The organism is Bacillus massiliglaciei, assembly GCF_900098925.1.
Lineage (GTDB): Bacteria > Bacillota > Bacilli > Bacillales > DSM-1321 > Peribacillus > Peribacillus massiliglaciei.
Genome location: NZ_LT622360.1, coordinates 445,542 through 460,693, shown reverse-complemented (window position 1 = coordinate 460,693; position 15,152 = coordinate 445,542). Strand labels below are relative to the sequence as shown.

Genomic DNA, 15,152 nt, shown 5'->3' with positions numbered 1-15,152 from the left:
TTTTACTTCGACTCCTTCTCTTTATATATTTCGTATTGTTCTTTTAAAGTAAAAGGCATTTCTTCATACATGATTGACATCAAGTCAGTGACCTTCTGCTTAGGTTCAGCATCTGCAGCCTTGATTGCTTCTTTAATTTCTTCTTTCGCCTTTTCGATTGTTTCATTTTCCATTTCCTCATTCCAAAGCCCTTTAGCCTCTAAGAATGTACGGAAACGCACGAGCGGGTCTTTCTTTTCCCATTCATTATCTAAATCAGTCGTTCTGTAACGTGTCGGATCATCACCGGCCATTGTATGCGGGCCATAACGGTATGTCAGCGTTTCAATCAATGTAGGACCCTCGCCTGCAACTGCCCGTTCTCTTGCGTCTTTTGTCGCCGCATAAACAGCCAGCGGATCCATTCCATCCACTACAACCCCCGGAATACCGGCCGCTACAGCTTTTTGCGCCAAAGTCCTTGCAGCAGACTGTTTAGCTACTGGAGTGGAAATAGCAAAGCGGTTATTTTGGATGATAAAAATCGCAGGCGCTTTAAATGCACCGGCAAAGTTGATTCCTTCATAGAAGTCACCCTGTGAAGTACCGCCGTCACCTGTATAAGTGATAGCAACTGACTTTTTACCGCGTTTTTTCATACCTAAAGCAACTCCTGCTGCCTGAACGTACTGAGCGCCGATAATGATTTGAGGAGAAAGAATATTTACCCCTTCAGGGATCTGGTTTCCTTTGAAATGGCCGCGTGAGAAAAGGAATGCTTTAGAAAGCGGCAAGCCGTGCCAAATTAGCTGCGGAACGTCCCTGTAGCCTGGTAAAATAAAATCCTCCTTTTCCAAGGCAAAATGAGAAGCAATCTGTGAAGCTTCCTGTCCCGCTGTCGGTGCATAGAAACCTAGACGTCCCTGTCTGTTAAGCGAAATGGAACGCTGATCAAGAATTCGGGTATATACCATTCTCTTCATCAATTCCTGAAGCTGGTCATCTGTTATCTCAGGCATAGCCGCCTCATTCACAACCTTGCCCTCTTCATTAAGAATTTGAAATACTTGGAATTGTTCTTCTACTGTCTGCAGTTGTTTTGTCATATCCAACTTGGCCTGCTTGGTTTTTTGAGCCATGCTTAACCATCCTTCCATAAAAGGTTTACTTTAAATTATCAAAGAAATCTTCATCTTTTTAGTTTGTCCAGGTTTTTATCAATCTATTTTTCCCATCCCTTAAAACCTTCAAACCCCATTGTTTGAATCCACTTACTACCTTACCCTGTATTATAAATAAAATCAAATATTATGATACAAATATGTAACTTGATTTCAGTTTACAAGAAAAAACTCACACAAGTCAAACACTTATTCATCAACAGCGTTTGATAGAAATGCTTAAGATTTTTAAAAATTCCTTTAATCAGATTTCAAAACTGTTACATTACATATGTTCTTCCTGTATTACTATGAGCACGCTCAATACTGAAATATTTTCTTTGGAAGATTTTATTAGGGGACGCAATACCTGCCAGTTCGCATTCTTTCTGTTTTATAACACACACCCATTGATTATATCCGCCGCACAGAAAAAAACCGGATCCAGCACTTTGAGTGGACAGTGCTGAATCCGGTTTAATTTTTTATTCGTTCTTTTTTCCCTTCTCCTCAATAGATGCGGCTTTAAAGAATTCTGTTTTGCCTTTATTATAACTTTCTGTTTTTTTATTGAATTGATCATTTTTTCCCTTTATCTTTTTATAAATTTCATTGCTTGCATCCACCTGTTTTCTAAGCTCATCCATTTTTAAATTTTCCTTTTTGAATATCTCATATAATTTACGGTCTGCTTCCAGTCCTTTTATATATGCTTTTTGAAGCTCTTGGTGGAGCTGATATCTTTCCTGCATGTCTTTCTGCATGGTCTCTGCTTTGTCTTTTATTTTCTCATCTTTTATTTTTTCAATTTGGTCTCCGACTTTTTCAAACTCTTTTTTGGAGTCATTCATAATATCTTGCTCTTCCTGGATTTTCTTTTCCCTGTCATCAATATTTTCAAGGGCTTGATCCGAAACTTTTTTTATTTCATCAAATTCCTTCATCCCCATTTTTACTATTTTTTCATAATATTTATTTTCTTCTTCTTCAAATTCAGCCAGTTCCTTTTGCTGTGCATTCAAGTCGGTTTCAATTTCGGCCGTCTTATTGATTGTTTTTGCTATTTTTTCTTCCGGTGACGCCCCAAACATACAGCCGCTTAAAAAGATGAGACACACAATAAATAGACTGGTAATCCTGACAGCGTTTAACAAAAAAATTCCCCCTATAAAAAATTACTTTTTAACGGCTCGTCAGAGAATCCGCTCTCTATCCGGCCGCCTATCTTTTTTTAGATTGTCTTAAACTGGGCCGCTGCCTACACCTATCGCCCTCTTGCGCATAGGCTATAAGAGCCTGAAAGGGCAGAAACAAAAAAATAATGGAGGTATTGCATATGTATCACGGCGGTTTTGAAGATGCTTGCTGTTACCCTGTTGCCACGGCACCTACTTCTTGTTATCCCGTTGCCACGGCACCCGCTTATGGATATGGTTATGGCGGAGGGCAAACAGGCGGCTTTGGCTGCGGCTTTGCGCTGATCATTGTTCTGTTCATTTTATTGATTATTGTCGGGGCTTGTCTTTGCTGGTAATTCCGCTCCCTTCGCTTTACTAGCATATCAAAAACCAAGGCAGCCGCAGAGCTAATTTTCTTTACCCTATTTTTCTCCGTTTTATCCCTGTTTACCTCAAATCTTAGATACCATATAGAATTCGATTATGACAAGGGGCGTACCGGCCCCTTTTTTATAAAGCCAGGAGCCCGGCTTCTGGTTATTTAAATATGGATTTGATAAAATAAGACATATAATAGACAAGTGAATATGGCCGCCAGAAGCTCGAGGTGCTGAAGATGCTAAAAGTATGGGAAATTATTAAAGAAGATAACCCGCTTCTAAGAAAAACTGCTAAAGAAGTAAAGATGCCCCCTTCTGAAGAAGACAGGAGCATTTTACAAAGTATGATGGAATATATTCAGTGCAGCCAGGACCCGGAAATTTCCAAAGCATTCGGGATCAGACCCGGCATAGGACTCGCTGCGCCCCAAATCGGCTTTTCGAAAAGAATGATAGTCGTTCATTTGAAAGAAAAAGACGGCGGAGTATGCAGTTACGCACTTTTTAATCCTAAAATCATCGAACATTCAGAAGAAAAATCCTTTTTATCAGTCGGGGAAGGCTGTCTGTCAGTAGACAGGCCTATCGAAGGATATGTCCCACGGCATGCGGAAATTACTGTTTCGGGCACTAACCTAGACGGCTCAATAGAAAAAATCAGGCTGAAGGGTCTCGCAAGCATTTGTTTCCAGCATGAGATTGACCATTTAAACGGAATTCTTTTTTATGATCGGATTAACAAACAAGATCCTTTTTTTCAGCCGAAAGATGCTTTCATGATTGAACGATAATAGTCAAAGCCCCTCCTGCTTTTTGCGGAGGGGCTTTGACCTTCTGGATTAGAGAAGTCCGAACTCTTTTAAACCATGAAGGATGCCATCTTCTGCTACGTCCTTCGTGACATAATCGGCTATGTCCTTTACAGCTTGGTGGGCATTGCCCATAGCAACACCGTGACCAACCTCCTTCAGCATTTCGATATCGTTCAATCCATCTCCAAAAGCATAAACATCTTCGATATCAAAGCCAATTCTCTCCATGACTTTCTTAATTCCTTCCGCCTTAGAACCTCCTTTTGGCAAAACATCCGTAGAAAATTCATGCCAGCGGATAAATTGGAATTTCTCATACTTATCTAAAAACCGCTCCTCTTCTTCCTTTGTACAAAATAGAAGTGCTTGGTATATTTGGTGGGTTTCATGGAAGCGGTGATCAGATTCCGGGTGGGGAAACTTAAGGCTCCCCAGTGCTTCTGCGATTCTACGGCTATGGTCCACACTTGATTTCATCGTCTTCTCATTCATGAAAACAATTGGAGTTTCATCAGTTTTTGATGCATCTTCTTTAATTTTTTGCAATTGGTTTGAATCCATCGGATTCTGATAAATGACTTCATTTTCAAAAACAACATATTGTCCATTAAAGCTAACATATGTATCGATTCCCAGTTCTTTGCGAAGCGGTTCAAACATAAAAGGGGCTCTTCCGGTTGCAATGGCTACAAAAACCCCATTCTCTTTTAATTCTTGAATGGCTGTTTTCGTAGAATCCGGCAGCTTTTTTTCGTGATCTAATAATGTTCCATCAATATCAAAGAAGACGATCTTTTTATCCATTGGGCAGTCACTTTCCTTTCTTCCTGTACATTTACATATGCCCTCATTTAATAATTGTCTAGGAAATAAGTCAAGTCTCAGTACGGCTGGGAAAAACAAACACACAATATCTCAATATTGATGGGAAGATTATCATATAGAGGAGATTTTGCGGAATAAGAACCTATTTTTGAAAAAAGCTGCGAAGTGGGAGAAAGACTTATTTACTTTATTTAATATTCCTATACAATAATAGTAAGGGAGTGTGATCATCATGTTGAAAAAGCTGCGGAAAAAGCTGCTTAAACAATGGAATGATCTGTTAAGAAAAAAAACTATCGCATAAGAGGCATAATCCAGCCGACGGTCTATAAGTAAGCCATATATCCGCGATATTTTTCATTCTGCCCTTCAAAAACTTGCGAAGGGCTTCTTCCATGTTGTAAAGTGCAAAGAGAGATTCCAGCACGATCTGCATACATAAGTCCCCAAATTCCTGTTTTATCGTTTTTAAAACTACATGAAACCGGGATTTACCTTGACGGTTCTTTAGGAACAGCAGCTATTCTGGCAGCCACGATTAAAAATGAGATTTTTCGGGTGACAGATAGCCCCGTCAGGCTGCTTCGCAAGGCACTCATAACTCGATTTGTAAGATGTTGTAAAACATGAAAAAAATGTTTTTTTTATATATAATGAAAAAAGCACTATCAAAAGTGAGGAGAGATAAAAATGATTTATAAGGTATACTATCAAGTAAGTGCAATAGAGGTACCGATTAGAGAAAATACGAAATCGATGTTTATAGAAGGTACATCCGTTCGTGACGTCAGGGAGAAATTAAAATCAAAATCTTTTAATGTTGAATCGGTAGTTGAAGTAAGCGGAGCGTATCTAGAATACGAAAAATTAAATGAAGATTATAAAGTATTGGAGTTAGGATAATATATGAAATTTGTTAAAAATGACCAAACGGCCGTTTTCGCATTGGGCGGATTAGGCGAAATCGGGAAAAACACATACGCAGTTCAATTCCAGGATGAAATCATCCTTATTGACGCTGGGATTAAATTTCCAGAGGACGAACTTCTGGGGATTGATTATGTTATACCTGATTACACTTATTTAGAAAAAAATGTGGACAAAATCAAAGGTCTTTTCATCACTCACGGACATGAAGACCATATTGGCGGAATCCCTTATTTGTTAAGGAAAGTAAACATCCCTGTCTATGGCGGAAAATTAGCCTTAGGACTGCTGCGCAACAAACTTGAAGAACATGGACTGCTGCGCCAAACCCGATTAGTTGAAATTCAGGAAGAGGATGTTATTAAATTCCGTAAGACGTCTGTTTACTTCTTCCGTACGACCCACAGCATTCCCGATTCTTACGGGATTGTTGTTAAGACACCTCCAGGCCAAGTTGTCCATACAGGTGACTTTAAATTCGACTTCACGCCTGTCGGTGAACCAGCTAACCTGACAAAAATGGCTGAAATCGGGAAAGAAGGCGTTCTCTGCCTGCTTTCAGACAGCACAAACAGTGAAGTCCAAAATTTCACTATGTCAGAACGCCGCGTAGGTGACAGTATTCAAGATATCTTCCGCAAAGTAGATGGACGGATTATTTTCGCGACCTTCGCGTCAAATATCCATCGCCTTCAGCAAGTTGTAGAAGCTGCCGTTGCCAATGGCAGGAAAATTGCTGTTTTCGGAAGGAGTATGGATGCAGCTATATCAATCGGTCAGGACTTAGGCTATATTGTTGCTCCCAAGGACACATTTATCGATGCTCAGCAGCTGAACAGACTCCCTGCCAACAAGGTAACCATCCTGTGTACGGGAAGTCAGGGCGAACCTATGGCAGCTCTTTCACGGATTGCTAACGGCACTCACAGACAAATCCAAATAAACCCGGGAGATACGGTTGTTTTTTCTTCATCCCCTATCCCAGGCAATACAATCAGCGTATCCAGAACCATCAATCAATTGTATCGCGCCGGAGCTGATGTGATTTCCGGTCCATTAAATGATATTCATACATCAGGACATGGCGGACAGCAAGAACAGAAACTGATGCTTCGTCTCATTAAACCTAAATTTTTCATGCCGATTCATGGTGAATACCGGATGCAGAAGATTCATGCCCAACATGCAATCGACTGCGGAGTCCCTGAAGAGAACTGCTTCATTATGGACAATGGAGATGTACTGGCTTTGAGTGAAAATACAGCCCAAGTTTCCGGAAAGATTCCTTCTGGAAATGTCTACATCGACGGAAGCGGAATCGGCGACATAGGCAATATCGTATTGCGCGACCGCCGCATCCTTTCTGAGGAAGGACTTGTTGTTGTCGTAGTGAGCATTAATATGAAGGAATTCAAGATTGCTGCCGGACCTGATATTATCTCTCGCGGATTTGTATATATGCGTGAATCCGGCGATTTAATCAATGATGCTCAATCTCTCATTACTAAGCATTTAAATAAAGTCATGGAGCGTAAGACGACTCAATGGTCAGAAATCAAAAATGAGATTACAGACACATTAGCACCTTTCCTTTATGAAAAAACAAAAAGACGCCCGATGATTCTTCCTATCATCATGGAAGTCTGATAAATGCTAAAAAAAAACGGGCAGATGCCCGTTTCAGATTGTCGACAAAAGGCCTTCGGAAGGAATCCCTTCCGAAGGCCTTTCTGTTATTTTTCCTATTTAATCGTTGTATTTTTAATTTTGAGGGCTCATCGAGCCCCATAATTAGCCGGTTTGAGGATTGACCCAAGTCCAATTTGCCATCTTCTTTAAATTCATGGCACCAAAAGTAAGCAACGCCTGCATGGACAATTTTTTTAGACCTCTTAACGTTGTCCAACGCATGCCATGCTTTTCTTTTGCATCCGCAAAGACTCGCTCAATGGTTTCTTTACGTTTGGCATAGATATCTTTTATGGTTTGATGGTGTCGGAGATGATCTGCTTCTTCTACGTACCCTTCCCATATGTGTCTCTGAATGAGCTTTTGGTGGTTCTTACTTTGGGTACAATTCATGATCACTGGACAATCTTTACATATTTTAGGATCAGACTTATACTGACGATACCCCTCCTTAGTAGTCGTTGAGTAGTTCAACACATTGCCCTGCGGGCATAAATAGCAATCATGGTACTCATCGTAAACATAGTCATGTTTCCGAAAATATCCCTCTTTTGTACGCGGACGTGTATAAGGTAAAACGGGCGTGATGTCATTTTCTATTAGATAATTTGTAATTACTGGTGTCTTATAGGCTGCATCAGCAGCAACAGCTTCAGGCTTCCCAACTTCTTCCATTACTTTCTCAACCAAAGGCTCAAGTATCTGACTATCATGCGTATTACCAGGAGTTACGATGGTCCCTAATACAAATCCATTCCTATCTGAAGCAGCGTGAAAAGAATAAGCAAACTGCTTCGTTCTTTCATCTTTTACATAATATCCACTCTCAGGATCTGTCGTACTTTCTTTGATTTCTTTCGTTTCATTTTTTTCGAATTTATCTGGAGGGAAGGGATTCTTATCATGGTCCTCTCGGTCCTGATTGATTTCTTCTTGAAGACGTTGTTCATATGCTTTTGTTTCTTTACGGACAACTTTCTTTTGAAACTTTCGTTTATTCGCACTAGCTTTAACGTGTGTAGAGTCAATAAAAATATGTTCGGCACTGATTAACTTCTTCTTAGCAGCTTCGCTTATAATATGATAGAAAATCTGTTCAAACAAATCCGTATCTTTGAATCTGCGTTCGTAGTTTTTACCGAAGGTAGAAAAATGGGGGATTTTATCATGAAATCCGAATCCTAAAAACCATCGATAAGCCATATTGGTCTGGATTTCTTCAATCGTTTTGCGCATGGAGCGGATACCAAATATGTACTGAATAAATGTCATTTTAATAAGAATTACCGGGTCAATACTTGGACGACCTACATCTGAATACATATCCTCTACTAACGAATAAATAAATGAAAAATCGATCGCTTTTTCTAGTTTGCGAACCAAATGGTTCGCAGGAACAAGTTCATCCAGCGCAATCATTTCAATTTGATTTCTTTGAGTAGAAGAATATTTGGAAAGCATATTGGTCACCTCAAGTAAATTTGTTACCTCCATTTTAATATAAAAAAGGCTGTAGATAAACTCGATTTTCACGAGTTTGTCTACAGCCTGAAACGGGCAGATGCCCGTTTTTTTATTGAAATATTTTCTTTTCAAATCGATTAATATCTGTATCTGCGCCAATCACAATTAATATATCCCCAGTTCGTATGAAATCATCTGCCTGCGGTGAGACGTTAATGCTCGTCCCCCTTTTAATCGCTACAATATTTAATCCGTACTTAGCCCTGATATCCAGGTCAAATATCGAGTTCCCGTTTAATTTTTCACTTGCAACAATTTCAACAATTGAGTGTTCATCTGATAATTCAAGGTAATCTAAAATATTATTTGATGAAATATTGTGGGCAATTCTTCTTCCCATATCTCTTTCGGGATGGACTACATAATCAGCGCCAATTTTTAATAAAACTCTCTCATGATAATCATTTTGAGCCTTAACGGTGACATTTTGAACTCCCTGCTCTTTCAATATCAAAGTCGTTAGGATACTCGCCTGGATATTTTCTCCAATGGCTACAATTACATGATCAAAGTTCCTAATTCCAATGCTTTTAAGAACATTTTCATCTGTTGTATTTCCTACTACAGAGTGTGAGGCAATCTTAGCAAATTCATTCACTCTTTCCTCATCCATATCAATAGCAAGGACTTCCATGTCTTCCTCTGCGAGTGCGCGGACAATACTGCCCCCAAACCGTCCTAACCCAATCACTGCATATTGTTTCTTCATAAAAACACCTCCAACAAATTACCAGAATGGCAACTTCAAAGCTTCCAATGTATATATAACTACCATTATTATAGTTTTGCTTTAGATGGCAGTAAACACCAAGTTTTTTATATCCTCACTCTTCCATCAGTTCTGGTTTCCTTTAAACTGCAGATAGCCAACAAGATGCCGGATTGCTTTATCAATCGCCTCTTCTTGAGGGTTCAATTTGGAATGGTGCAGCCCGTATTCAGATGACACACCCAGCCAGAACATGACACCTGGTATTTCTTTTAGCATATAACCAAAATCTTCGCCGGTCATTGCTTCAGAACATCTCTGAAAATTCATGAGTGATGAGTTTTCCGTATACTCTATGAATTCTTCAGCCAATTCACGGTCATTTTCCACTTGATAGTACATGGCCCCATAATCAATATGAGCCTGACATTCATAACCCGTCTCAACGCCCTTCACAAGGGCTTCTATCCTTGATTTAACCTTTGCCATGGACTGTGCGCTTAAAGTCCTTATGGTCCCTTCTAAACGGGCATTTTCAGCAATGATATTTTGAACCGTTCCGCCTGTGATTTTTCCAATTGTAATAACTGCCGAATCCAGCGGATTAACATTTCTTGCTACAACTGTCTGGAGCTGATTGACCAGTGAGCATGCCGCAATGACCATATCATTTGTTTCATGCGGATAGGCAGCGTGTCCGCCCTTGCCTTTCAGATCTATAAAAAGCTCAGATGTATTCGCAAATAGAAGCCCCTCATTTAAGGCCACAGTCCCTGCCGGATATTCAGGAGCTATATGAAGAGCTAAGATCATGTCAGGCATCCATTGCTTCATAATATCTGATTGAAGCATTGGCTCCGCTCCCCCCGGTCCTTCTTCAGCAGGCTGGAAAATGAACAGCAGATCGTCGTCACAAGGGTTTTGAGCAAAATATGTTAAAACACCAAGCGCAATACTCATATGGAAGTCATGTCCGCACGCATGCATGTAACCTTCATGCCTGGAAGCAAATTCAAATCCTGTCTCCTCTGTAATCGGCAAACCGTCTATATCGGCCCGGTATCCAATTATTCTGCGCGGATTCTTTCCGGCTATTTTCACAAAAATGCCTGTTCTCCACGTTTTAATTTCCATGTGTTCGCTATTTAACCCTTTAAGATAGTTCAATAAGTATTCCTGTGTTTTAAATTCTTTGAACCCAATCTCCGGTATCTGATGGAGCTCTCTTCGAATGGCTACAAACGGACTCATTGAAGACATGTACAAATAACCTCCTATTACACAAGGCGTGGATTGGACATCCACGCCTTGTACCAAAACTATTCAAGATGTATTAAGGATCTGCCTCAGTTCATTAAAGCTGACGAAGTTCTTGCATGATTTCTGTTTTAGATTTTGTTTTTTCATCAATTTGCTTAATAACACGGGCAGGAATCCCTGTAGCCACTGAGTATGGCGGGATGTCTTTTGTTACAACTGCACCGGCCCCGACAACAGATCCTTTTCCGATTGTAACACCTTCAAGAACAACTACATTCGCACCGATCAGCACATCATCTTCTACAACTACAGGCTTAGCTGAAGGCGGCTCAATGACTCCTGCAAGAACAGACCCCGCACCAATATGTGAATTTTTTCCGACTGTTGCGCGCCCGCCAAGAGTTGCGTTCATATCGATCATTGAACCCTCACCGATCACAGACCCAATGTTAATCGTCGCACCCATCATGATGACTGCATTCTCGCCAATTTCCACTTGGTCACGGATTGTTGCGCCAGGCTCGATACGCGCTTTGATCCCTTTAGTGTCCAGCAATGGAATCGCAGAATTTCGGCGGTCGCTTTCAACCACGAAGTCCTCAACCTTGCTGCCTGCTGCCTCAATCGCTGTTTGAATATCAGCCCACTCACCGAAAATTACGCCTGTATTGCCGGTAATAAAAGTCTTTGAATCAGAACCAAAATCGATTCCTTCTAAATCCCCTTTAATATAAACCTTTACAGGTGTTGATTTCTTACTATTCGCGATAAAAGAAATAATTTCATTAGCATCCATTTGTTTCATAGTAGAACCTCCTTGATATGTACGTTGCACGTTCTAAATTTATCAAACTACTTCCTGTAACACAAGCCGTAACATAAATTTTTTTAATGGATTACCATATTATTGCACTAAAGCTGCTGCATCCCTTGATCCAGAATATATTCTGTGACTACTTCCTCGAACGCCTTCACCTGTTTTAATTGAAACGCTGATTCATAACCGCACAGCCATGTATCTCTTTCAATTGAATGATTCTGTTCATCCATTAACGGAATTTTAAAAATATTTGTATCTTTGTCGTGCAAAGTGATTGCCGGCAAAATAGCATATCCTATGCCATTGAAAACCATTTGTTTGCATGTCTCAATCTGATCGACAACTATCGTATTTTTGGGTGTCGTCTGGAATTGGCGATGCCACCAATCCTGGATTTCCTGATAATAATTGGAATCGCTTTTAAACTGAATAAACGGGCGGTCTGTCTTAAGCACCTGGTCAAGTTCATTCATCTCGGTATCCACTAAATATAGCATATCCTTAAACAAATGCTGCTTGAATCCCTTCCAATCCGGGGTTCCTCTTATGATGCCAATATGCACCTGTCCTTCATAAAGGGACTTTAAGATTTCACTGCTCCATCCAGTAATCAGTGAAATTTTAGCATATGGATACTTACTGACAAATTTCTTCAAAACTTGCGGCAGCCAATTCTGCCCGACAATAGATGCACAGGCGATCTTCAGCGTTCCGTACACTTCGTGATCCATTGATTGTATTTGATCCCGCACCTTTTCTTCCTTTTCCAATATTTCATTTGCAAATCGAATAACGACTTCGCCTGCCGGAGTCAGTGACAGTCCTTTCTGCGAACGCAAAAAAAGTTTTTTTCCCCAATCCTTTTCGATAGACTGCAATCTTTGGGAAAGAGCAGGCTGTGAAACAAAAAGCCTTTCTGCTGCCTTTCTCATATTCATTTCCTGGGCAAGCACGGATAATAAGTGAAATTCTGAAAACGACATCTATATCAACACCTTGATAATTTATTCTTATTGATATCTTAAATATAATACACATTTAATTATCAACAAAATCGAGGTATAATACAAGCGAAAAAGCAAAGAGGTGTTTAATATGGATCATTTGATATTTGCAGCCATTGGTTTTGCAGCTTCGTTTGTCGGCACGCTTGCCGGCAGCGGAGGCTAATTGGGATGCCTTCTTTATTACTATTGGGGGTTCCAATACACCAAGTGATCGGGTCCGTTAAGTTCTCCAATATGATTGCTTCCTTCTCAAGCTTTTATGTATTGTTCAAAAAAATGGAACTAACACTTCGCAATGTCTTGCCTTTAATTCCTTTTGCCCTGCTTGGAGGGCTTTGCGGAGGACTTCTGGCCAATACTTTCACCGAAAAAACCATGAATCTGGTCTCATTGTTTTTACTTGCCTCGGCCATGCTTCTCAGTTTTATCAGAAAACCTGCACCTAAAAATGATGGGCAATGGAAAATGCCGAAAAAATCTTATCCTGCCTTATTTGGAATCAGTGTATATGATGGCATGTTCGGACCCGGGCAGGCAACCATGCTGATGTATACCTTTTTAAATTATGGAGCCACCTATCTGCAGTCACTGGCCTATACAAGATTCCAAACATTTATTAGCTGTACTGCAGCTTTCTTTACCTTTTTCATAGCAGGGAACATTGCTTGGGATGTTGCGTTTTATATGCGGCCGGATCTTTAGCTGGTGCCCAGGCAGCACTCAGGAAAGCGGGCAGACTGAAAAATCGGCACCTGACCGTTATTCTTCATACAGTAACAATAGCTCTCATCATTCAGCTCGCCTATCGGGTTATCACACAATAAAGCCAAACACACAAAAAAAGAGCAGGACCTTTATCAGGTTCCTGCACCCCTTTTTCTGAGGAAGGCTAAGATTAATAAACTGACCACAGCAATAATTAAAACAATAACATACACATTATGTAGTGAAACAGTCAGTCCTGCCTGTAAGGACTCCACAGCGCCTGCTGATAAGGACGCCCTCTCCTCACTGTTCAATAATTTATTGGCCGTATCCAGTGTCAGATGCTCCCCTGCAGGCTGGTGAGCGGTTAAGTACTTCTGAAGAGCACTGTTCATAACACCGCCAAGCAGAGCAGCCCCCACCGTATTCCCCAGATTTCGCATGAACATATTCGAGGCCGTCGCTATCCCTCTCTGTTCCCATGTTACGGTGCTTTGAATCAAGACGATGAAAGACGTTGATGTCAGTCCCATTCCTATACCAATCAGGAAAGAACCCGCAGCAGCTGTCAATGGACCGGCTTCTGGCCTTAGCCCTGCCAGAACAATACTTCCCGCCACTAAGAAAAAACCCCCGGTGACAGAGGTCGCTTTAAAACCAATCTTAAACATTAATTTGCTCGCAACCGTTGAAGCAATCGGCCATCCAATTGACATGGCTGTTAATGTAAAGCCCGCAACCGTAGGAGATCGTTCCATCACTCCTTGAACATATGTCGGTAAAAAGCTTGAAAGACCGATCATTAAAATCCCTGTTGTTAACGAAACGAGATTCGCTATTAATATCGGCCGCTGTTTCCATATCGAAAATGGCATCACTGGTTCGCTCACCCTGCGCTCTTGAAAAACAAACAGAATGAAGAGAACAGCCGCTGCCAAAACAAATGCATACACCTCTTCGGAATTCCAGGGCCATTTAACACCGCCTTCCACCAAAATGTACATGAGTACCGAAATGGCGCCAGTCAGCAAAACTGCTCCCATATAATCAATTTGACGGCTTTTTCTCTCGAGATGTTCATGCAGGAAAAATCCAATTCCAAGCAGCGAGAGAATACCAAGCGGTATATTCACCCAAAAAACAAGCTTCCAGGTTAATGTTTCAACGATTAAACCGCCAAGCGCCGGTCCCATTACAGCAGATATCCCCCACACGCTCGATAAATACCCCTGTACTTTTGCACGTTCATGTTTTTCATATATATCTCCAATAATGGTTGTGGCCACAGGTGCAACTGCTCCTGCCCCAAATCCTTGAATGAAGCGGTATATGATTAATTCATGCATGGAATCCGCTAATCCGCATAGAAGCGAGCCAATTAAAAAAACAGTGACCCCAAAGATAAAAACCGGTTTTCTTCCCAGTAAATCTGATAACTTTCCATAAATTAAAACGGTAACAGCATTCATCAGCAAATAGCCAGAAAAAATCCAGCTGTATAGAGAAAAACCGCCCAAATCACTGACTATGGCAGGCATTGCCGTTGCGACAATCGTTCCTTCAATCGCATTCATGAACATGGCCAGCATGACAGACGCCAAAATGAGCGGCCGTTTCAAAGGTTTTTGCTGATTCATCTGTACCCCACTTATTTTATCCACCGATACTTTACTCTCCTCTTCAACACAAAATCAGCCTCCAAAATGGAGGCCTGTGAATCGCTTGTATTACTTAGGCTGCGTATTGCCCTTATATATTTTTTTCAAGATGACTCTCCGCGTCAGAATCCCTTCGAAAACGCCTTCATCATTTTCCACACAAACAAATGGGTGATCGATAAGGAGTTCCAAGCCTCTTGCCAGATTATCATCTACATTGAGCCGAGGAATATCCTTATTCATCACTTCAGAAACCTTCTTTTGTTCAAGTGCATCAAATTCAATGCGTTCCAGCCCTAAAATAGACTCTAATATTGTCGGTGTACTGATTAAACCATGTAATTTATACATTGGATCTAATACTGGTATAGCCGTATATCCGCTTTTTATTAAAACTAAAAGTGTATGTTCTAAATTATTTCCAATTTGGACGTGCGCAACCCGTTCTGAAGAAATGATAAATTCTTTTACACGCGAACCTAATAAATCTCCATCGTGAGAACCAATCATGTTATAACC

At 40.7% G+C, this 15,152-nt stretch carries 15 protein-coding genes; 5 read left to right on the top strand and 10 right to left on the bottom strand.

Features of this window, described 5'->3' with window-relative positions:
• Positions 1–2 precede the first annotated feature (2 nt).
• Together pdhA and BQ4305_RS18785 are read right to left on the bottom strand one after the other, a co-directional pair.
• Entirely contained in the window at positions 3–1,118 is a 1,116-nt protein-coding gene (pdhA, locus tag BQ4305_RS18790; protein WP_110929261.1) for a pyruvate dehydrogenase (acetyl-transferring) E1 component subunit alpha, read from the bottom strand.
• A gap of 506 nt (positions 1,119–1,624) precedes the next feature.
• Entirely contained in the window at positions 1,625–2,293 is a 669-nt protein-coding gene (locus BQ4305_RS18785; RefSeq protein WP_110929260.1) for a YkyA family protein, read from the bottom strand.
• A gap of 182 nt (positions 2,294–2,475) precedes the next feature.
• Between BQ4305_RS18785 and BQ4305_RS22320 the strand changes: the two genes are divergently transcribed.
• The gene (locus BQ4305_RS22320; protein WP_110929259.1) at positions 2,476–2,673 is read left to right on the top strand and encodes a YjcZ family sporulation protein; all 198 of its coding nucleotides are present in this window, start codon (positions 2,476–2,478) and stop codon (positions 2,671–2,673) included.
• A gap of 260 nt (positions 2,674–2,933) precedes the next feature.
• Positions 2,934–3,488 carry a peptide deformylase gene (def, locus tag BQ4305_RS18775; protein ID WP_110929258.1) on the top strand — a complete coding sequence of 185 codons (555 nt, stop codon included), beginning with the start codon at positions 2,934–2,936 and terminating at the stop codon, positions 3,486–3,488.
• Between the two features lie 48 nt (positions 3,489–3,536).
• On the opposite strand, the gene BQ4305_RS18770 is transcribed toward def, so the two are convergent.
• On the bottom strand, positions 3,537–4,313 hold the full coding sequence (locus BQ4305_RS18770) for a Cof-type HAD-IIB family hydrolase (protein ID WP_110929257.1): 777 nt from the start codon (positions 4,311–4,313) through the stop codon (positions 3,537–3,539).
• Positions 4,314–5,024: 711 nt separating this feature from the next.
• Between BQ4305_RS18770 and BQ4305_RS18765 the strand changes: the two genes are divergently transcribed.
• Positions 5,025–5,237, top strand: a complete 213-nt coding sequence (locus tag BQ4305_RS18765; protein ID WP_110929256.1) for a DNA-dependent RNA polymerase subunit epsilon — start codon at positions 5,025–5,027, stop codon at positions 5,235–5,237.
• Between the two features lie 3 nt (positions 5,238–5,240).
• Positions 5,241–6,908, top strand: a complete 1,668-nt coding sequence (gene rnjA / locus BQ4305_RS18760) for a ribonuclease J1 (protein ID WP_110929255.1) — start codon at positions 5,241–5,243, stop codon at positions 6,906–6,908.
• Positions 6,909–7,052: 144 nt separating this feature from the next.
• On the opposite strand, the gene BQ4305_RS18755 is transcribed toward rnjA, so the two are convergent.
• The 5 genes from BQ4305_RS18755 to BQ4305_RS18735 all read right to left on the bottom strand — a co-directional run bounded on the left by BQ4305_RS18755 (position 7,053) and on the right by BQ4305_RS18735 (position 12,246).
• Complete coding sequence (locus tag BQ4305_RS18755) at positions 7,053–8,411, bottom strand: IS1182 family transposase (protein ID WP_110927520.1); 1,359 nt, start codon at positions 8,409–8,411, stop codon at positions 7,053–7,055.
• A 112-nt stretch (positions 8,412–8,523) separates the two neighbouring features.
• A complete protein-coding gene (locus BQ4305_RS18750) occupies positions 8,524–9,183 on the bottom strand; it encodes a potassium channel family protein (RefSeq protein ID WP_110929254.1) in 660 nt (219 codons plus the stop codon).
• A gap of 126 nt (positions 9,184–9,309) precedes the next feature.
• Positions 9,310–10,443, bottom strand: a complete 1,134-nt coding sequence (locus BQ4305_RS18745) for an N-acetyldiaminopimelate deacetylase (protein WP_110929253.1) — start codon at positions 10,441–10,443, stop codon at positions 9,310–9,312.
• Between the two features lie 94 nt (positions 10,444–10,537).
• Positions 10,538–11,248, bottom strand: coding sequence for a 2,3,4,5-tetrahydropyridine-2,6-dicarboxylate N-acetyltransferase (dapD, locus tag BQ4305_RS18740; RefSeq protein ID WP_110929252.1), 711 nt, complete (start codon positions 11,246–11,248; stop codon positions 10,538–10,540).
• Positions 11,249–11,355: 107 nt separating this feature from the next.
• On the bottom strand, positions 11,356–12,246 hold the full coding sequence (locus tag BQ4305_RS18735) for a LysR family transcriptional regulator (RefSeq protein WP_110929251.1): 891 nt from the start codon (positions 12,244–12,246) through the stop codon (positions 11,356–11,358).
• Between the two features lie 192 nt (positions 12,247–12,438).
• Between BQ4305_RS18735 and BQ4305_RS18730 the strand changes: the two genes are divergently transcribed.
• A complete protein-coding gene (locus BQ4305_RS18730) occupies positions 12,439–12,972 on the top strand; it encodes a sulfite exporter TauE/SafE family protein (protein ID WP_199880760.1) in 534 nt (177 codons plus the stop codon).
• Between the two features lie 155 nt (positions 12,973–13,127).
• On the opposite strand, the gene BQ4305_RS18725 is transcribed toward BQ4305_RS18730, so the two are convergent.
• Positions 13,128–14,612, bottom strand: coding sequence for an MDR family MFS transporter (locus tag BQ4305_RS18725; protein ID WP_110929693.1), 1,485 nt, complete (start codon positions 14,610–14,612; stop codon positions 13,128–13,130).
• A gap of 90 nt (positions 14,613–14,702) precedes the next feature.
• Positions 14,703–15,143, bottom strand: coding sequence for a cyclic-di-AMP-binding protein CbpB (gene cbpB / locus BQ4305_RS18720; RefSeq protein ID WP_110929250.1), 441 nt, complete (start codon positions 15,141–15,143; stop codon positions 14,703–14,705).
• Between the last annotated feature and the right edge of the window lie 9 nt (positions 15,144–15,152).